The organism is Burkholderia sp. BCC0506 (genome assembly GCF_902833145.1).
Classification (GTDB): domain Bacteria; phylum Pseudomonadota; class Gammaproteobacteria; order Burkholderiales; family Burkholderiaceae; genus Burkholderia.
Map to the genome: position 1 here is coordinate 574,601 of NZ_CADFEN010000002.1, position 21,305 is coordinate 595,905.

Consider the following 21,305-nt stretch of genomic DNA (forward strand, 5'->3'; position numbering starts at 1 on the left):
TCGGCCACACTAGCGCGTCAAGGCCGCGAGTCCAGCGCGACGACGCGCTGCGCGATCTCCGTCGCGCACGCGTCCACCGACATGTGTGACGTGTCGACCAGACAGTCGCTGAAGGTTCGCGACGCATAACCTTCGCGATACATCTGCGCGACGCGTTCCCGCTCCCAGTCCGTCAACACACGCGCCCCCCGATTCGATCGCGCGACCGCTTCCGGCGGCGCCAGCGTCACGACGAACAGACGCGCCGAGCGCGCATCGCACGCCGCGCGCAGCCGCGCGAATTCTGCCTCGCCGATCGGATAGGCGACTACAAGAAAACGTTTGTGCGTATCGGTTATGCAGCGAACGAGGCGCTCCAGCGCGATCGCCCATTGCACGTCGAACGGTGCATCTTCCGGCGCGTCGTGATCGTCGCCGTCGACGAAGCGGGCACCGGGCAGCGCTTGCGCAAGCGCGGCGCCGATCGTCGATTTACCGCTGTTGATCGGGCCGTTGAGATGAATGACGGTGAGGGGGCGCATGGTGGCACGCGGGACCGGTCGAGGCTCAATGCAGGGAAGCGGCAATTATAGATGTAAGGATGGTGAAAGAAAATTTTTCACTCGATTCCTCTAAAGAAAGCCTTCGCGCCGCCGTTAGCGTTCAGCACAAGCACAAAAAGCATTACAGACCGAAAACCACACGACCAAACAACCGAGGACCGCGCGGCCGGTGAAGCCGCGCGCATGACCACAAGATGGCACACCGGAATTCGATACGGCGCGCGGGCACCGGGAGCCTGCGCGTGCTCTTCTTTTGTCTGGCCGCGGCGGGTGCGCTGCCGCGCGCAGCGTCGGCCGCCGGCATCGTGCCGGACGGCGGCACGTTCACGCACGTGTCGACCGGTCCGAACGGCCGGCAACTCGTCGATCTGGCGCCGGCCGTCGGCGGCGTGTCGAACAACACCTATTCTTCGTTCAACGTGACGACGGCCGGCGCGACGCTGAACAACGTCGGCATCAACGCGCGTACGATCGTCAACCAGGTGACGAGCACGAACCCGAGCCTGATCGAAGGCCCGATCGCCGTCGCGGGGGCGCGGGCGAACGTCGTGCTGGCCAATCCGAACGGCATCACCGTCAACGGCGGATCGTTCGTCAACACCGGGCACGTCGCGCTGTCCACCGGCAGCGTGGGTTTCAACGACCTGCAGATCGCCCCCGGCATCTATCAGCGCAACGTGCTGCTCGACACCGCGACCGGTACGATCGTCGTCGGTCCCGGCGGCCTCGCGAGCGCGCTGATCGGCCTCGACCTGATCGCCAGGAACATTCGCATCGAAGGCCCGCTGAACAACACGTTCTCGTCGCCGACGGCCGGCGTGCGGCTGTTGGCCGGACGCAGCGGCGTCGAGCTGAACACCGGGCTGTCGCCGACCGACAACGCGAACGACTGGCTCTCGCGCAAGGCGACGATGAACCCCGACACAGCGTCATCGTATGCGATCGACATCACGGCGGCCGGCAGCCTGACCAGCGGGCGTGTGCAACTGATCGTCACGGATCGCGGCCCCGGCGTGCGCAGCGCCGGCCCGCTGAACGCGTCGCTCGGCGATTTCACGCTGACGTCGAACGGCGGCGTCGAGCTGTCGAACACGAAGATCGACGTCGCGCGCGACTTCAGCGTGACCGCGCAGGGCGGCATCTCGCTGGCCGACACGCAGATCAGGGTCAACGGCGGCAGCGCGAACGTCGCGTCCGCCGGCGCGATCATGTTCGCCGGCAGCAGCCTGCTCGCGTCCGGCGGCGTGAAGCTGACCGGCGCCGGGATCGCACTCGCGCCCGACGCGGCGCAGGCGGGCTCGACCATCGCGTCGTCGCAAAGCGGCGTCGTGCTGAAGAGCAGCGCGGATATCGCGAACGTCGGCTCGCTCGTGCAGGGTCAGGCCGCGATCGACGCGGATGCCGATTCGGCCGGCGCCGTGACGCTGAACGCGACGGGCCGCATCCTGAACCAGTCGCTGCCGCAGACGCGGCTCGGCATCCTGTTCGGCGTGCAGGGCGACGTGTCGCTGACGGCGGGCGCGGATATCGTCAACCAGAATGCGCGGATCCTGTCGAACCGCAACGTGTCCGTCGTCGCCGGTGGCGACGTGAACAACGTCGTCGACCACAGCACCGGCGAGCAGAACGGCGCGGTGGTCGGCTTCTCTGAGCGCGGCGGGCGCTTCCTGTTCCTGCAACATCGCAGCGACGGCTTCACGGTCGATTACGGCGCGCTCGCGGATGCGTCGAAGCTCGCGTACATCACCGCGGATGCCGGCGCCGTGACGATCCGTGCCGCGAACGTGACCAACATCGGCGGCTCGATCCTGTCGAACGGCGGCGCGATCGATATCGCCGCGCGCGACCGGCTGCTGACGCAGGCCGTGTTCACCGGGCAGGCGTCGTACCGGCGCACGTGCTTCGTGTTCTGCCGCGCGAGTGCGTCATCGAACGTGCGGGCGCTCGGCGGCGTCATCGAGGCCAACACCGACATCACGCTGAAGGCCGGCACGCAGATCACCAATACCGGCGGCACCGTGCTCGCGCTCGGCAACCTCACGCTCGATGCGCCGAAGACGCTCGCTCAGGGCGTGGCGGGCTACACCGCGATCAACCGCGACCACGACCTGAAGGCGTGGTTCGGCAATCGCTGGGCGGCGATCTACGCGGCCGATACGGGCGGCATCTTCACCGGCGGGTCCGGCAAGGTGCGCCTGACCGGCGAGGCCGACATCGAGGGCGGCGCATTCAACGCGCCTGACGGCGTGTCGGCGGCAGGCGGCGTGGTGACGATTCGTTCGCCGGGCCGCCAACCGGTGACGATCGGCAACGGCAACCACCTGGGGCTCGTGTCTTGGTTCGGGCTGTGACGGCCCGTGCGCCGCGACTGGCCCGCGCGCTCCTGCTGACTGCGGGCGCGGCGTCGCTGCACGCGCATGCGCAGCTCGCGGGCGGGATCCCGCCGGGCATCGCCGCGCCGCGCGTTGAACAGGATCCGGCGCAGCGGCTGCTGCAGGAGCAGCGCGACCGCCAGCGCAGCGAAGAGATCGCACAGCCGCCCGCGCAGATCGCCGTGCCGGAACAGCCGACGATGCCGAACCTGCCGGCCGATGCCGATGTCGAGACGCTGCCCGATGTCGCGCCGACGTTCCGGATCGACCATGTCGAATTCACCGGCGATGCGATGCTCGGCCAGGCCGAACTCGACCGCATCGCCGCGCCGTTCATCGGCAAGCAGCTCGGGCGCAACCGCATCAACCTGCTGTTGCGCCGGCTGACGGAAGCCTTCATCGCGCGCGGCTACATCACGACGCGTGCGTACCTCGGCCCGCAGAACCTCGCGTCCGGCACGCTGAAAATCGACCTCGTGCCCGGCCGCGTGGCCGCGCTGACGCTGAACGGCAAGCCGCTACGGCCACGCGACCCGGACGAGAAGTGGTACGAGGTGCGCGGCGGGGGCTTGCTGACCGAAGCCGGCACCGCATGGGCGTTCGCGAGCGGCCCGGGCGACCTGCTGCGCCTGCCCGATCTCGAACAGGGCGTCGACCAGATCAACCGGCTGCGCCGCAACCAGGCCGAGATCCAGATCCTGCCGGGCGAGACGCCGGGCGATTCGATCGTCGCGATTTCGAACCGCGCCGGCGATCGCCTGCATTACGACTTCGGCGTGGACACCTACGGCAGCTCGCAGACGGGCAAGACGCGCTACCGCGCGGGGGTCGAAGCCGACAACGTGATCGGCCTGCAGGAATCGCTGTCGTTCAACTACGTCGGCACGACCGACACGAACGCGGTGGTGTTCTCGGCGGCGGTGCCGTACGGCTACCAGACCTTCAGCTACACGGTGTCGATGTCCGAGTACCAGCAGGCGATCGGCGACGTCGCGCTGCTCGAAGGCCGCACGTTCAGCCAGATGCTCGGCTGGAACGACGTGCTCGTGCGCTCGCCGCGCGGGCGCGTGAGCGTCGACGTGACGCTCAACAAGCTGCGCACCGAACGCGACGTGAACGGCCTGCCGCTGTCGCCGCAGAACCTCACGGTGCTGCGCGTCGGGCTGAACGGGCTCGTGCGCTTCGCCGCGCGCGGCCAGGGCGCCGCGGCGACCTGGGACGTCGGCGTGTCGCAGGGCCTGCCGTGGCTGTCGGCCACTCACGACCCGTCCGACATCGGCATTGACGACGCGCACAGCCAGTTCACCAAGCTCGACGCGACCGCCACGCTGCAGATGTCGCTCGGCACGCTCGCGGGCTCCGTCTGGGCCTATCGGGGCACGCTGCGCGGCCAGTACAGCCGCGTCGCGCTGTTCGGCAACGCGCAGATCTTCCTGGGCGGGATGAGCTCGGTGCGCGGCTTCACCGAAGGCGGGATGGCCGGCGACAGCGGCGTGTACCTGCGCAACGAGGCCGCGTGGCAGAACGTGCCCGCGTGGCGCGACGCGCGCATCGAGCCGTACGTGTTTCTGGACGGCGGCAAGGCGCATCTGAACGCGCAGGGCGGCTGGCCGACGCTCGTCGGCGCTGGTGTCGGCGCGCGCGCGCAATGGCGCCTGAAGCGCGGCACCGTGTCGACCGAGGTGCTGCTCGGGCAGGCGCTCGCGCAGCCGGCGGCACTCGGCAGGAAAGCCACCGTATTGCTGGCCACACTCAACTGGACCGATTGAAGGGGAAACTCCATGCATCGCTTGTCGAACCGTAGTGCCGTTGCAACCCGCTCGAACCTGTCCGCGCACGTGCGCCACCTGGGCCTGGGGCTCGTCGTCGCCGCATTCTGCGGCTTGGCCGCACCGCATGCGCACGCGGCGGCCAAGACGGCCCGCAAGCCCGCCGATGCGGCGCTCGCCGCTTCCGCGCCGTTGCCCGCCGATGCGGTGGCGAGTGTGAATGGCGTGCCGATCACGAAGGCGCAGATCGACGACGCCGTGCGCGCGGGGAAAGCGCCGGACACGCCGGCGCTGCGCGCCGCGCTGAAGAACCAGCTGATCGCGCGCGAGCTGTTCCGCCAGGCGGCGCTCAAGCTGCACTACGACACGAAGCCGCAGGTCGTCGCCGCGGTCGAGCAGGCGAAGGCGCTCGCGATGACGCAGGGGTACCTGCGCGACCAGGTCAAGCCGGCGCCGGTGGCCGATGCCGACGTGAAGGCGCGCTACGACGCGATCGTCGCGACGCTCGGCGAGAACGAATACAAGCCGAGTGTGATCGCGGTGAACGATGCGGACACCGCGAAGCAGATCGTCGCGCGCCTGAAGAAGGGCGAGGACTTCGGCAAGCTCGCGCAGGAATTCAGCAAGGGGCCCGGCGCGGCACAGGGCGGCGCGCTGAACTGGATCTCCTTCAAGACGCCGATCACCGCCGGCAACACGCAGAACTGGCCGCAGCCGCTCGCCGAGGCGCTCGTGAAGCTGCCGCAAGGCGGGCTCACGCGTGATCCGGTGCAGGTCGGCGACGCGTACTGGATCCTGCGCGTCGACGACAAGCGGCCGACGCAGGTGCCGGCGTTCGAACAGGCGAAGGACACGCTGCGCCAGCAGCTCGAACAGGTCGCGATGGAGAAGGCGACCGCGCAGGTGGTGGCGGACCTGATCCGCAACGCGCGCATTCAGCAGTAAGCGGCGACGCCGGGCGCGGCCCGGCCAACCGTCGACGCGGCATCGGGCGGGGAAACCCGGTGTCGCGTCTCGCCATGGCCGGGCCGGCCGATGGCACGCAACGCGCGGCATAAAAATCGAAACGAATCGACCAAGAAATGAACACGTCCAAGCGTAAGGTCTTGCAGCAACTGGCTGCCGCGGCAGCGGCGCGTGTCGGCACGCGTGCGCGTGCGGAAACGACGATATCGCGTTTGTTCCGCGTCAACGCGTATGCACTGCGCGAGTACAGCGGGTGGCAGCGCGTGATGTGCGCGCTCATTGCGACGACGATGTTCATTGGCCCGATCACCGTGACGGTCGAGCAAAGCCGCGACGCGGCCGGCATGCTGGGCGCGGGCAACCGCCGGATGGACGACGACACCTGGCAGCGGGTTCTCGACCTGGCATCGCTGCGCGTGCGCTTCTCGATGCAGATTGCCGCTGCCGCGCCAATTACCGACCCGACGGCCCCCATCTCGTTCCAGCCCGCGATCACGCAATCGACCGGCGCCGGCGGCGGCGTGCCGGTCGTCAACATCACCGCGCCGAACGCAGCCGGCATTTCGCTGAACCAGTATCAACGCTTCGATATCGACCCGGTCGGGCTGATCCTGAACAACAGCCTGATGTCGGGCACGTCGCTGACGGGCGGCGACGTGCAGGCGAACCCGAACCTGAACGGCCGGGCCGCGAGCGTGATCGTCAACCAGGTCACGTCGACGGGCAGCGGCTACGCGAGCTTGCTGAACGGTCCGCTCGAAGTGTTCGGCGCACCGGCGACGGTGATCATCGCGAACCCGAACGGCATCACGACGCGCGGCGCGGGCTTTACGAACACGATCGGCGTCACGCTGTCGACGGGCGCGCCGCAGTTCCTGAACGGGATCGGCGGTGCCCCGGCCGATTACGCGAACGCGAAGGCGATCGGCTACAACGTGACCGGCGGCCATCTGCAGATCGAGGGCAACGCGGGTGCGAACGGCCCCGGCGCGGGGATCGAGGGCACGGTGGGCACGATCGACCTGATCGGCGAGACGATCGGGATCAACGCGCCGCTGTATGCGGGCACACGCATCAACGCGATCGCGGGGCGGCAGTTCGTCACGCCGTCGGCGGCGGATGCAACCGGCACGACCTACGGCACGGCCTCGAACGGCGCGACCAACTCGGCCGCGGCGATCAACGCGGCGAACGGCGGCGCGAATCGATCGCTCGCGATCGACGCGACGGCGTTCGGCGCGATAACCGCGGGGCAGATCCAGGTGATCAGCACGGCGGCGGGGATGGGCGTGCGCACCGATGCGCAACTGGCCGCGAACGCGGGCGACCTGACGCTGTCGGCGAACGGCGACGTATCGATGGCGGGCACGGCGGCCCAGCATCAGGCGACGGTGCAGGGCACGGGCAACGTGTCGATGACGGGCACGCATATCGGCGTGGGCGGCTACACGATCAACGCGAACGGCGACGTGACGTCGGCCGGCGCGATCCAGTCGGGCGGCAAGCTGGCGGTATCGGCGGGCGGCAACGTGAACGTCGCGAACGCGCAGGCGAACAGCGACATCGCGATCGCGGGCGGCGGCGCAAACGTCACGCTGGGCGACGTGCAGACCGGCGGCACGCTGTCCGTCGCCGCACAGGGCGGCGCCGGCGGAGACGTCACGCTGAATGGCGCGGTGCTCTCGACAGGCGGCACGTCGTTACGCGCATCGCGCGACGTCCGGATCAACAACCGGCTCGACAGTCAGACGATCGACGTCACGGCACAGCGCAACATCGGCATTGCGGGGCCCGTGAGCGCCACGGGCAACCTGACGCTCACCGCGCAAGGCGGCGACATCGCGTCGACCGATCGCGTCGCGAGCGGCCAACGCTTGTCCGTCAACGCCGGACACGACGTCGCTGCCGCCGGCGCGCTGCAGGCGAACGGCGACCTGAGCGTGCGTGCGGGGAACAGCGCGAGCGTCGGCGACATCCATGCGGGCGGCGCGATCGACGTGAGCGCGCAGGGCACAGCCGGCGGCGGCGATCTCGCTTTCGACGGCGAGACGCAGGTGACGGGCGCGGCGCGGGTGGCATCGGCCCGCGACATCACGGTGAACGGCACGTTGACGGGCGGCTCGACGCTGACGCTCGATGCGCAGCGCGACGTGACGGTCGGCGCGCGCGGCACGGTGCAGTCGGCGGGTGACCTGGCGTTGACGGCGCGCACCGGCAGCGTGACGTCGAACGGCACGTTGACGAGCGCATCGAACCTGTCGGTGCAGGGCGCGCAGGACGTCGCACTGCTCGGCACCACGGGCGCGATGGCGGACACGACGCTGAGCGCGGGGCGCGACGTGACGGTGGGCGGCACGTTGTCCGGGCGCGGCGGCGCGCGGATCGATGCAGGGCGCGACATCGCGCTCGGCGGCAGCACGGGTTTCGTGAAGGACGTGCAGGCGCAGGCGGGCCGCAACCTGTCGATGACGGGCTCACTTGCCGCGACGAACGTGACGCTGGGCAGCGGCCAGTCGATGACGTTGCACGACGTGCAATCGTCCGCGGCCTTGCAGGCGAACGCGCAAAACGGCGCGTTGACGATCGACGGCACCGTGACGTCGCTGTCGACCACGCAGCTCAAATCAGGCGGCGACACGGCGGTGACCGGCACGCTGCAAAGCACGGGTCGCCTCGATGTCGCCGGCGGCGGCGGCGTCGCGATCGCGGGGCTGGTCAATACCGTGTCGACCGGGACGTTCCGCGCGGGAAACCGGTTCAGCGTGGACGGCACGTTGCAGACGACCGGCACGCTCGATATCGCCAGCGGCGCTGACGTATCGGTCGGCGGCACGGTGAACGTGCTGTCGGACGCGATCCTCGTATCGAGCGGCGGCGTGACGGTGAACGGGCTGCTGCAGAGCGCGGGCCCGCTGACGCTGACGAGCGGCGCGAACACGTCGATCGGCGGCACGGTGCTGTCGACGGGTGACGTGACCGTCAAGAACGCCGCGGGTTCCATGACGAGCACCGGCACCATCCAGGCAGGACGCGATCTGCTGATCGACGCCGCGCACGCAGTCGATCTCGGCAGGCAACAGACGATCGCGCAACGCGACCTGACGGTGCGCGCAGGCGGCGACCTCACCGCGAACGGCACGGTGACGGGTCAACGGAACGGCGCGCTGAACGCCGGCGGCACGCTCGGCGGCGCGGCCGCGATCGCGTTCGGTCAGGCGGCGACGCTGCAGTCGGGCGGCGATACGCGCCTGACGGGTTCGCTGCGCGGCGATACGGTGCAGACGCAGGCGGGCGGATCGGCGTCGCTGCACGACGTGCAGGCCGCGTCGTCGATGTCGCTCGCCGCGACGCAGGATCTCGCGACGACGGGCAACCTGATCGGCAACGCAACGACGACCCTGCAGGCCGGGCGCGATCTTGACGTCGGCGGCGCGGTTCAATCGTCGCAGACGCTCGTGCTGACAGCCGGTCGCGATGTCGCAACCACGGGCGCAATGCGGGCCGACCAGAACCTGCAAGTGCATGCGGGCAACAACGCAGCAATCGGCGATGTGCAAGTCGGCACCGCGCTCGACGTGAAATCGCAAGGCACGGCGGGCGGCGGCGACGTGACGCTCAACGGCAACGCGACCGTCGCAGGCGTGACGAACGTGCAGGCGGCGCGCGACATCGTCGTGAACGGTTCGCTCGCCGGCGCCACGCAGGTGACGCTGTCGGCGCAGCGCGACGTCGGCGTCAACGGCAGCGGTGCCGTCCGTGCCATCGGCGATCTCGCGATCACCGCGACGACCGGCAGTATCGCGTCGGCCGGCATATTGAACGGCGCAGGCTCGCTGACCGCGAATGCGGCCCAGGACGTTGCGCTGACGGGGACGACCGGATTCACCGGCGACACCGCCGTGACGGCAGGCCGCGACGTGACGGTGGGAGGGACGCTGGCAGGTCGTGGCGGCGCACGCATCGACGCGGGGCGCGATATCGCGCTGGGAGGGAGTACAGGATTCCTGAAGGATGTGCAGGCGCAGGCCGGGCGCAACCTGTCGATGACGGGGGCGCTCGCCGGAATGAACGTCACACTGGGCAGCGGCCAGTCGATGATGCTGCATGACGTGCAGTCGTCGGGCGCATTGCAGGCCAATGCGCAAAGCGGGACGCTGACCGTCGACGGCACGGTTACGTCGTTGTCGACCGCGCAGCTCAAATCGGGCAGCGACACGACCGTGACCGGCACGCTGCAAAGCGCGGGCCGCCTCGATCTGACGAGTGGCGGCAATCTCGGGATCGGCGGCACCGTCAGCGCGCTGTCCGATGCGACCGTCACGTCGAGCGGTGCAGCGACGGTGAACGGGCTGCTGCAGAGCGCGGGCCCGTTGACGCTGACGAGCGGCGCGAACACGTCGATCGGCGGTACGGTGCTGTCGACGGGTGACGTGACCATCAAGAACGCCGCGGGTTCGCTGACGAGCACCGGCACGATCCAGGCAGGCCGCGATCTGCTGATCGACGCCGCGCACGCGGTCGATCTCGGCACGCGGCAAACCACGGCACAACGCGACCTCACGGTGCGAGCGGGCGGTGACCTCATCGCGAACGGCACGGTGATCGGCCAGCAAAACGGCGTGCTGACCGCCGGTGGCGCGATCGGCGGTGCGGCCGCGATCGCCTTCGGGCAGGCGGCGACGCTTCAATCGGGCGGCGATACACGCCTGACGGGCTCGCTGCGCGGCGACACGGTGCAGATGCAGGCAGGCGGTTCGGCGTCGCTGCACGACGTGACGGCTGCCGCGACGATGTCGCTGTCGGCCGCGCAGGATCTTGCGACGACCGGCACCGTGGTGGCCGGCTCGACGGCGACGCTGCAGGCCGGCGGGAACCTGGGGGTCGACGGCGTGATGCAGGCGGTCGGCGATATCGCGCTGACCGCGACGAATGGCAGCATCTCGACCAGCGGGCCGATCGCCGGCAACGGCGCGATCGGCATGCAGGCGGGTACCGACATCCTGCTGAACGGCGCGGTCGGCGCGGCGCGCGGCATGTCGCTGAACGCGACCCGCGACGTCTCCGCGACGCAGGCCTTGAACGTGCTGGCGAACGACCTGCGGATCACCGCGGGCTACAACATCGGCGTGGCCGACGTGCAAGCGGGCGGGGCGTTTTCCGTCACGGCCCGGGACGGCGATGCGGCGTTCAACGGTATGGCTGCGGCGCTCGGCGAGACCACCGTGAACGCGGGGCGCGACGTGGTCGTGCGCGGCACGCTCGCCGGCGGCGGCGACGGCACGAGCGCGACGCATGCGCCGACGTCCGTGCAGGCCGGGCGCGATCTCCAGGTGACGGGCATGCTCGCGGGCGGCGCGACGCTCGGCGTCAACGCTGCGCGCGACGTGACGATCGGCAACGCCGGTCAGGTTCAGGCGGCCGGCGACATGACGCTTGCCGCCGGCGCCGGCAGCATCACGTCGCAGGGCACGCTTGCGGCAGAACGCGCTGCCGCGCTGACGGCGGCCACGGACGTTTCGCTGACCGGCAGGACGAGTATCGGCGGCGACGCGGCGCTGAAGGCCGGGCATGACCTGACGCTCGGCGGATCGGTCGCCGGCAAGGGCGGCGCGGTGCTGAACGCGGGCAACGATGTCGCGATCGGCGGCAGCACCGTCTTCACGAACGACGTTGCGGCCAAGGCCGGTAACGACCTCGCGGTCACGGGCGCGCTGCAGGGGCAGGCGGTGTCGCTGAGCGCCGCACGCGCGATCGCGCTGAAGGACGTGCAATCGAACGCGGCGCTGACCGTCAACGCCCAGGGTGGCGCGCTGACGATCGACGGCACCGTCAACTCGCTCGCGGGCGGCACGCTGAACGCCGCCGGCGGCCTGACGCTCAACGGCGCGTTACAGACGGCCGGATCGCTGAATGTCGCGAGCGGCGGCAACCTGGCGATCAACGGAGCCCTCAACGCGCTTAGCGATGCGACCTTGCATTCGGCCGCGGACCTGAACGTGAACGGCACGCTGCACGCGGGCGGCCCGCTGGCGGCATCGAGCAATGGCACGCTGTCGGTCGGCGGCACGCTCGACACGGCCACCGATGCGACCTTGAGCGCGGCGCGCGGCCTCGTCGTCGACGGCACCGTCAACGCGGGCCGCACGCTCGACATGACGAGCGGCGGCCCGACGACGCTGCGCGGCGTCGTCAACGCGGCGGCATCGGGCGCGCTGCGCTCGGACGGCGACATCACGGTCAACGGCACGCTGCAGGCGGCAGGGCCGCTCGACGTCATCGGCGGCGGCAACACGACGGTCGGCGGCGCGCTGGTGTCGTCGGGCGACATGACGCTGCGCAATGCCGCGGGCGCACTGACGAGCACCGGTACGCTGCAATCGGGCGGCAACCTGTCGGCCGACGCGGCCGGCACGATCGATCTCGGCCAGGGACGCACGACGGCGCTCGGCGATCTCGCGGTCAACGCCGGCCGCGATCTGCACGCCGACGGCACGGTGATCGCGCAGGGGCGCGGCACGCTGACGGCCGGCGGCGCGATCGGCGGGGCGGGGGCGCTGGCGTTCGGCGGCGCGGCGACGCTGCAGTCGGGCGGCGACACGCTGCTCACGGGTTCGCTGCGCGGCGACAGGGTCGACGTGAACGCGGGCGGTAATGCGACGCTGCACGACGTGAATGCGGGCGCGGCGATGACGCTCGCAGCGGCCGGCAACCTGAGCACGACCGGCGCGGTGACCGGCAACGCGGACGTGTTGCTGCGCGCGGGCGGCGACATCGATCACAGCGGCGTATTGCAGGCCATCGGCAATGCGACGTTCGACGCGCGCGGCGGGTATGTCGCATCGACCGGATCGATCGCGACGAACGGCGCGCTCGCGGTGAAGGCGGGCACGGATATCGCGCTCGGCGGCAAGACGGCTTCGGCGCTGAACACCGCCCTGACCGCCGGCCGCGACATCGCGCTCGGCGGCTCGCTCGCGAGCGGCGGCGCGTTCGATGCGACGGCCGGCGGGAACGCGGGCATCGCGGGCGCGGTGCTGGCCATCGGCGACACGCATGTCGGCGCGGTCAACGATATCGACGTGACCGGCAAACTCGAGGGCCATGGGGCCGGCATGCTTGCTGCCGGCCGGGATCTGACCGGCGCCGGCACGATCGCATTCGCACAGGCCGCGATGCTCGATGCGGGCCGCGATGTCGTGCAGGGCGGGCTCGTGCAGGGGCATACGGTTGCGATCACGGCGGCAGGCAATGCAAGCGTGACCAACGTGCAGGCGGACGATACGTTGTCGTTGCGCGCGAACGGCACGCGCACGGACACGGGGCCCGGCAACCTGACGATCAACGGCACGGCCGCCGCCGGCGCGCGCATCGATGCGGTCGCGGCGCAGGACGTGTCGGTGCCCGGCAAGTTGCAGGGCGCGGCCATGGTCGGCATCGACGCGGGGCACAGCGCCGTGATCGGGGGCGCAGTGCAGTCGGGCGGCGCGATGACGATTGCCGCGCATCTCGGCGATCTTGCCGCGACCGGCGGGATCAACAGCGGCGCGACGCTGGACGTGACGACCGGGCGCGATCTGGCGCTCGGCGCCACGACGAGCGCGGTCGGCGACATGACGCTCACCGCCGCGCGCGATCTGAACACGGGCAGCGGGTTGCTGATCGGCGACGCGAACGGCACGCTGCGCGCGGCGCGCGATATCGTCGGCGCCGGAACGCAGTCGTTCCTGCAAGGTGCGTTCGATGCCGCCGCGCAGCGCAACGCGGTGTCGGGCGGCCTCGTTCAGGCCCGGAGCGTGCAGTTGCAGGGCGGCAACGACGCGTCCGTCAACGACGTCGTCTCGGCGACCACGTTCGACCTGAAGGCGCTCGGCAACGCGGGCAGTGGCGATGCCGTGGTGCACGGCATCGCGCAGGCGGCCAGCGCCGCGACCGTGACCGCGGCGCATGACGTGCGGGTGACGGGCACGCTGTCGAACGGCGCGGCCCAAACGCTGAGCGCGGGCAACGACGTCGTCGTGAGCGGCACGTCGACGTCCGCCGGCGACATGAAGGTGGCCGCGTCGGGCGGCAGCGTGCAATTGAACGGCACGACGACGTCGGGCGGCGCGCTCGATGTCCGCGCCGGCGTCGATGCGCGCTTGGACGGCACGATTGCCGCGGCCGGCATGACGACAGTCCAGGCCGGCCGCGATATCGGCATCGGCGGCAGCGTGGCCGGGCAGGCTGGCGGCACGCTGACGGCCGCACGGGATATCGCCGGCGCCGGATCGGTGGCGTTCGGGCAGGGTGCGACGCTCGTCGCGTCGCACGACGTCGCGTTGTCGGGCGCGTTGCAGGGCGCGAGCGTGTCGGTGACGGGCGGCAACGATGCCGGCCTCGGCAGCGTGCAGGCGGTGTCGGGCGATCTGTCCGTCGTCGCGAACGGTCTCGCGGGCGGCGGTGACGTGACGCTCGGCGGCGCGGGCACCGCGCTGGGCGCGTTCGCGTTGCAGGCCGCGCGCGACGTCAGCGTGAGTCACGCGATCAACGCGGGGGCGGCAACGGGCATCACCGCCGCACGCAACGTCGCGCTTGGCGACGTGAACACGGCGGGCGACCTGAGCGTCGCCGCGTCGAACGGAAGTGCCGCTGCGGCCAATGTGACGGCGCGCGGCGATCTGAACGTGACCGCCGGGCAGGCGATCGCGCTGTCTGGGCAAACCGTGTCGGGCGGCAATGCGACGCTCGTGTCCGGCGGCGACATGACGCTGGCCGGCAGCATCGCCGCGCAGCAGGCAGGCAAGCTGACTGCGGGCGGTTCGATCGACGCGGCGTCGATCGCGTTCGGCAAGCAGGCCACGGTCGTCGCGGCGAACAGCATCACCGTGAAAGGTGACGTCGCGACCGACGGCGATCTGGCGATGACGGCCGGTAACGACCTCGCGATCGGCAGCGCGCAGACGGGCGGGGCGATCGACTTGCGCGCGCAGGGGCACAACGGCGCCGGCGACGTGATCGTGAACGGCGGCCTGACGTCCGGCGCCACGACGACGATCGCCGCCGCGCGCGACGTGTTGATCGCCGGCAGTGTCGGCAGCGGTGCAAGCCTGACGGCCGGCGCGGGACGGAACCTCGGTATCGGCGGCGCAATGCGTTCGAACGGCGATACGGCGTTGAGCGCGACGAACGGCAATCTCGTCGTGGGTGGCGACTTCGCATCTGTCGGCAATTTCGGTGCGCGTGCCGGCGGTACGCTGGCGCTGCTGACGGGCGGGCTGACCAACGGCGACACCACGTTGACGTCCGGCGGCGCGATGACGCTCGGCGGCGCACTGTTCGGCCTCGGCGGCGCGCGCCTCGACGCGGGCGGCGCGATCACGGGCGGCAGCGCGCTGACGTTCGGCAAGGATATCGGCGTGACGTCCGGCGGGGGCGTCGCGCTCGGCGCGATCCAGAGCGCGGGGACATTCACGGCGACGTCGGCCGGCGACCTGTCGCTCGGTGCGACGACCGCGGTCGGCGGTGTGTCCGCGACGTCGCAGGCGGGCAGCGTCGCCGTCAGCGGCGTGCTGCAGTCCGGCGCGAACGTGCAGATCCAGGCGGCGAACAACGTGCAGGTGACGGGCGCGCTGTCGTCGATGGGGACGGTGAATGTTAATGGCGTCAACGGCAACGTGACGCTCGCGGGCGTGTCGTCGAACGGCGATGCGACGCTGCATGCCGGGCAGAACCTCACGCTCGGCGGGTCAAGCGTCGTGGCCGGTCAACTGGGGTTGTCGGGCGGCAACGTGACGCTCAACGGGTCGGTGGCCGGTTCGAAGAACGTGACCGTCTCCGCGCAGGGGACGGTGGATGCCGGCAACGCGACGATCGTCGCGTCGCAGAACCTGCAGGTGAACGGCGCGAACGTCACGCTCGGCGACGCGACGGTGGGCAGGGCACTGACCGCGCAGGCGTCGAACCAGCTCACGCTGGCCGGCGGCCATGCGGTGAACGTGGTCGGCAATGCGACGCTGACGTCGCAGAACGCGATGTATAACGCGGCGCATGTGCTGGCCGGGTCGCTCAACGTGTCCGCGCCGAATCTCACGAACGCGGCGGGGGCGTCGCTTGCGTCGATCGGCGCGACGACGATCAACGCGTCGAACTTCACGAACGCGGGGCTGGTGAACGGCACGACGACCAACGTGACCGTGGGCGGCGGGCTGACGAACGTCGGCGGGTCGCTGATGGCGGTGGATGCGCTCGGCATCAACGCGGGTTCGCTGAACAACCAGAACGGGATCATCTTTGCGGGGAATCCGAGCGTTGGGACGGGGGCGACCGGTGATGTGTCGCTGACGATCAATGGCGGCGAAGGTACGTTCTACAACGCGGGCGGACAGGTGCTCGCGCAACGGAACATGGGCATCAACGTCGTCAACATGACGTTCGACCCGCTGCAGGGGACGATCAGCCAGGGCGGAAACCTGTCGGTCACCGCCGGCTACGTGAACATCGGCGGCATCTGGAATTACGGCGGGCAGAGCGTGGCGCTGACCGGCCTGAACGGCATCACGAACAACGGCACGATGACCGGGACCGCGGCGCTGACGCTGTCGTCCGGCGGCGGGACGTTCGAGAACCACGGGCAGGTCAGCGGCCGCGACGTGACGTTCAACGGCACGCTGAACAACGCGGGCGGTGCGGTGATGCATGCCGACAATGCGTTGACGCTGAACGGCAATACGACGAACCGCGGGACGGTCGAGGCGGGGAGCGTGCTCAACGTCAGCGGCTGGGATTATGACAACCAGGGGGCGACGACGCAGTCGCGCGGCGACGCGAATTTCAATCTCGGCGGTTCGCTGCTCAATACGGGTGGCTCGATATTCGCCGGCCGGAACATTGGCATCTCCGCGGCGCAGGTGATCAACGATCAGACTGCTCCGCAGGGGGCCGTCACGACGACCACCCAGGTCAGCGACCCGGCACTCCTGATGTCAGGGTCGGTGGGCTTGGTGATCGTTGGCTACGAAGATGTCAAAAATGGAGACCACGGCTATGTTCAGGCTGCGTACAAATCGCTGCCTGCGACGCTCGGTGGCCTGCTGGCGCCGACGGGCTCGACCACGAACACCGGTTTGATGTCGGCTTCCGATCCGGTCGCGACGTCCGGCACGGTGACGTTCTATCAATACAACGTACAGACCGGCACCAACGACCACGGTGTTTCTCAGTCTTCAAACTACTGGTTCGTTGGAACCGGGCCCGGGGCCGGTGCACTCAAATCGGCGACGTTCACATTGCCGACGGTCTATCAAACGACGACGACCCAGCAAGCCGGAACGTCGGGCGTGATTTCCGCCGGCGGCTCGATCTCGCTGACTGCCGGTACCTTGTCCAATAAGGGCGGGCAGGTCGCGGCGCAAGGCGACATCGCACTCAACGTCCAGTCGCTGAGCAACGGCGCAGTTGCGCCGACCATGACGGTCAACAACTCGACTTATGTCGATCAGGCCCAGTACGCGAACTTTCTGGCGCAGCTTGCGGCGCTCGGAACGATCGGGGTCAAGGGCACCGGCAATCCGACCGGCGCGTTCAATTGCGATGGGGGTAACTATTGCCAGGTGGGTTCGCCTTACCTGCCGACCACGTTTCAGATCAACAGGGGCGCAGCCGCGCCTACGGCTAACGGCACGGTGACCTTCACGACGCCGACGGGCATGATCGCGGCCGGCAGCAATCTGACGATCGGCGGCGGCAATCTGATCAACCAGGGTCTGCTGTATGCCGGCAACAACGTCGGCATTACGTCGGGCACGCTGACTAACCAGGGCGGCAACCAACAGAACTACGCGAGCCAGGTCGGCTGCGCATCCGGCGTGCCGAACGCTGCCTGCGGCAACGCAGGCCAACCGCGCGGCAACAACCCGACCACTACAACGTTCGGCTATCAGCAGAACGACGCGACGATCTATGCCGGTCATGACCTCGTCATCGCCGCCGGCCAGATCAACAACACGTACGGCAACCTGCTTGCGGGCCATGACATCGTCATCGGCGGTGTCGGCACGACCGCAAGCTCGACCACGCCCGCACAAAGCCTGAACAACACGTCCGGCAACATCGTCGCGGGCAACAACATCACGCTGAACGTCTCGGGGGCGATCACCAACAACCTGCCGCCGCCGGTTCCCGTGCATGAAAACTACGGCAAGAAGGAGCAGTACTCCGGCTGCATGACCGCAGGCGGCTACAAGGAAAGCTACTGCGAGGGTTATGTCGACCAGCAGTCGGGCAGCTCGTCGGTGATCAGCGCGGGCAACAACCTGCAGGTCAATGCCGGCAGCCTGACGAACATCGGCAGCCTGATCGCCGCGGGCAACAACGCGACGATCACGGTTGCAGGCCCGGTGGTCAACGAAGCGCAGGTGCTGAACGCCTACTGGCACTCGCATTGGGTGCAGGAAACGGGCATGTTCAGCAGTGACAAGCGTCACGACATCTGGGCATGCGGCACGCCGGAGCAGTGCCAGGCGCTGTATGGGAGCGCATACACGAGCACTGGCGGCGCCATCGATCCGCCGACGCCGGTCGGCAACATCGCGGCGACGATCCAGGCGCCGAACCTGTCGATCTCGTCCGGCGGGCAGATCCAGAACGTCGGCAACGTGATCGGCACGTCGGTGTCGTTGAGCGGGCAAAAGCTGATCAACGGCATCAAGACACCGAACACCTACACGCCGCAAGTCGGCTCGCCGGAACGCGTGATCACGCTGAGCCCGGTAACGTTGCCGGGGCTCAATCTGTCGATTCCGCGCGCGGTCGGGATGGGTACGCTGCCGACGCCGGTAGCCGGCAAGGCGTCCTACGTCGACGGATCGTTGAGCGGTTCGGGGCTTGGGCTGCTGGGTGCGCAGGATCTGCTGAACAACCTGCCGACGAATTTGCAGCCGTCGTCGACGCTGTTCTATTTCAATCCGCAGGAAGAGGACCTGCTGTTGCAGCAGGCGGCGCTCCAGCAGACCGGCAAGGCGAGCTTTGTCGACGGGCTGACGTACGACAGCAAGAACAACATGTCTGTGACGGCGCAGGAAAAGATGTACCTGTACCAGAACGCGATCGACTACTCGAAGGCGCACGACCTGCAACTGGGCGCCGCGCTGACGCAGGAGCAGATCAATACGCTGGACAAGCCGATGCTGTGGTACGTCGAGCAGACGGTGCCGGACCCGACGTGTCATGCGACCGGTACGGCATCGTGCCCGACGATCACTGCACTGATGCCGCAGGTGTATCTGCCGCAGGACACGCAGGCGCTGTCAGCGGGCGGCAACATCTCCGGACATGACGTCACGCTGAAGTTCAATCAGGACGGTAACGGCAGCATTCTCAATACGGGGAGCATCACCGCGTCGGGGACGCTGAGCGTCGACACGCACACGCTGACGAACCAGGCGAATCAGGTCAACGTCGGCGAGATCTGGCAGAAGGTCGATGGCGGGTATCTGAAGACGACCGGGACGGTGGTGCAGCCTGGTGGGTTCATGAGCGCGGCGAACATGGAGTTGAATGTTCAGGCGCTCAATCAGATCGGTGGGGCGCTGCAGAAGCTCAACGCGGATGGGACGGTTGATGCAGCTTCGACGCAGGCGATGCTTGCATCGCTGCAACGGCAGCTCGGCGGGGACTTCGCGCAGCAGACGCTGAGCGACCATCTGCATTCGGAGTTTGTGAAGCAGGGCGGATTTGGCCCGGATCAGCTTTTCTCGATGGCGGCGGCGGTGGCGCTGTCCGCGATGGGGATGCCTGTCGTGGGCGCCATGGTGTCGTCCGCGTTGAATCAGGCGTTCAGCGATCAGGGGTTCAGCCTCGGGGAGGTTCTCAAGGCCGGAGCGGTTGCTGATCTGACGCAGGGATTGACGCTGGGGCTCGGGCTTAACGCGGCTTCGCTGTCGTCCTTGGGGGATGGCATCGTCGCCGGTACCGCCACGCTTGATCAGGTCACTCAAGCGGCGGTTGAGATGGTTGGACGCGGCCTCATATCGGCTACGGTCAACACGGCGGTATACGGCGGCAGCTTCGGGGAGGTCCTGAAAGGCAGCGTCGTCAGCGATCTGGCCGCCGTGGGTGCCGGCGCGATCGGGGAACTGAACGACACAGGCTTCTTTGGGGCCGGCGACGGTTTCAAGGTGGGTTATGTGGTCGCGCACGCGGCGCTGGGTTGCGCGGGTGGTGCCGCGGGCGGGACCGGCTGTGCGGCGGGGGCGCTCGGAGGCGCGTTGTCCGCCGGTCTGAATCCGATTATCGATGCGACGGGCAGGATTCCAGCGCCAGTGCTGAATGTGATCGAAACGCTAGTGAGCGCTTCGGTTGCAGGCGCATTGGGGTTCAACGTTCAAGGCGCGGTGTCGGCGGCGCAGAACGAAACGCAGAACAACTGGCTGAGTCATGTGCGGCCAAGCTCAATGACGCTGTCGCAGCAGGAGCAGTATGAACAGGCGGCGGCCTCATGTCAGCAGCAAGGGGGCTCAGGGCCGGCCTGTAATCAGCAGAACCAGCTCGCTGCCTTGTCGGCCCAGAATGATCAGAATCTGGCGCAGGCGTGTGCGGGAGGAGCTAACGCGGCATGCCAAGCGCAGATTCAGGCGGCCAAAGCGGGTGGGAATCTGATCTTCACGAACCCCCTGGGGGGAGGGCTGAATTACACGTATGCGAATCCGCTGCAGTTTGCGACGGGGCCGGAAAGCGTGCCTTTCTCGTATGCTAACGGGCCCCAGATTACGAATATTCCAACGAGCTCGGGTTCGTCGGTCGGCGCTGCGACGCTGAACACCATGCTGGGCAGTCCACTGGCGGGGGCATTCGCGGGTATGGTGTATGCCTTGGGCGGATCGAATGAGCGCGCTTATTCGGCCGCACAAATGGGCGTCGCAGTGGAGGGTATCCTGGCCGGTGCGGCGGGATATAGCCTGCCGAAGGCGCCGGGCGGGGGGGCTCGAGCCTCTGCAGGTCGGGGCAGCGATTACACGGCGAGCACGGACGGGGCCACAAACAGTGCAACGACGACGCTCTATCGTGCCGTGAGTCCGGAGGAATATTCTTCGATCATGAATTCCGGACAATTCTCTTTTGGTCCGGCAGGTAGTGAGATGAAGCAGTTTGGGTTCAACTTGAACGAGGTGCTGAATTATGCGAACTTCCAGCCTGACTACGCCGCTATCGTGAGCGCACAGGTCCCCACAAGGCTTCTTGGGAACTTCAATGTCTCAAATGCAATAGATCCGTTCATCTTCAAAAACGGCGTTCTCACGGTCAACGGACAGTCAGGATTGAACCTGTTCAATTCCATTGTGAAGAATGTTGGTCACGCGTATTAGGGAGACGGTCTTGTATCACATAGTCGCGACGGTTCGCATGGCAGACGACGTTGAAGCTCCGAAGGTAAAGGGGGTGCGTTCCGGGTATGCCCCTCACCACAAGTTCAAAACGATCGACTATTTAGCTAGCGGAGTGCACACGTATGAAGATGATCGTTTGCACTATCCCGGAGAAACGCTGGAGACACGGATCAGCTTCCCAAGTTGGGAGTACTTTAAGGACACGGTGAAGGTGGGTGATTCCTTCGAGGTGCTTGAGCTCGACAGGTTGGTTGGATACGGGAAGGTGGAGCAGATACTGTGAAATTTATGTGC

6 protein-coding genes are annotated in these 21,305 nt (G+C 68.3%); 5 read left to right on the plus strand and 1 reads right to left on the minus strand.

Annotation, left to right across the window (positions count from 1 at the left end; translation table 11 throughout):
* Positions 1-17 precede the first annotated feature (17 nt).
* A complete protein-coding gene (locus HWX62_RS06585; RefSeq protein ID WP_175931961.1) occupies positions 18-521 on the minus strand; it encodes a shikimate kinase in 504 nt (167 codons plus the stop codon).
* A gap of 215 nt (positions 522-736) precedes the next feature.
* Between HWX62_RS06585 and HWX62_RS06590 the strand changes: the two genes are divergently transcribed.
* The 5 genes from HWX62_RS06590 (at position 737) to HWX62_RS06610 (ending at position 21,294) form a co-directional block, all read left to right on the plus strand.
* Positions 737-2,893: a filamentous hemagglutinin N-terminal domain-containing protein gene (locus HWX62_RS06590; RefSeq protein ID WP_244135983.1), complete on the plus strand. Its 2,157-nt coding sequence runs from the start codon at positions 737-739 to the stop codon at positions 2,891-2,893.
* A gap of 56 nt (positions 2,894-2,949) precedes the next feature.
* Positions 2,950-4,683, plus strand: coding sequence for a ShlB/FhaC/HecB family hemolysin secretion/activation protein (locus HWX62_RS06595; protein ID WP_244135992.1), 1,734 nt, complete (start codon positions 2,950-2,952; stop codon positions 4,681-4,683).
* A gap of 12 nt (positions 4,684-4,695) precedes the next feature.
* Positions 4,696-5,628, plus strand: coding sequence for a peptidyl-prolyl cis-trans isomerase (locus HWX62_RS06600; protein ID WP_175931872.1), 933 nt, complete (start codon positions 4,696-4,698; stop codon positions 5,626-5,628).
* A gap of 137 nt (positions 5,629-5,765) precedes the next feature.
* Positions 5,766-20,990: a filamentous hemagglutinin N-terminal domain-containing protein gene (locus HWX62_RS06605; RefSeq protein ID WP_244135984.1), complete on the plus strand. Its 15,225-nt coding sequence runs from the start codon at positions 5,766-5,768 to the stop codon at positions 20,988-20,990.
* Between the two features lie 37 nt (positions 20,991-21,027).
* Positions 21,028-21,294: a hypothetical protein gene (locus HWX62_RS06610; RefSeq protein ID WP_175931871.1), complete on the plus strand. Its 267-nt coding sequence runs from the start codon at positions 21,028-21,030 to the stop codon at positions 21,292-21,294.
* The last annotated feature ends 11 nt before the right edge of the window (positions 21,295-21,305 follow it).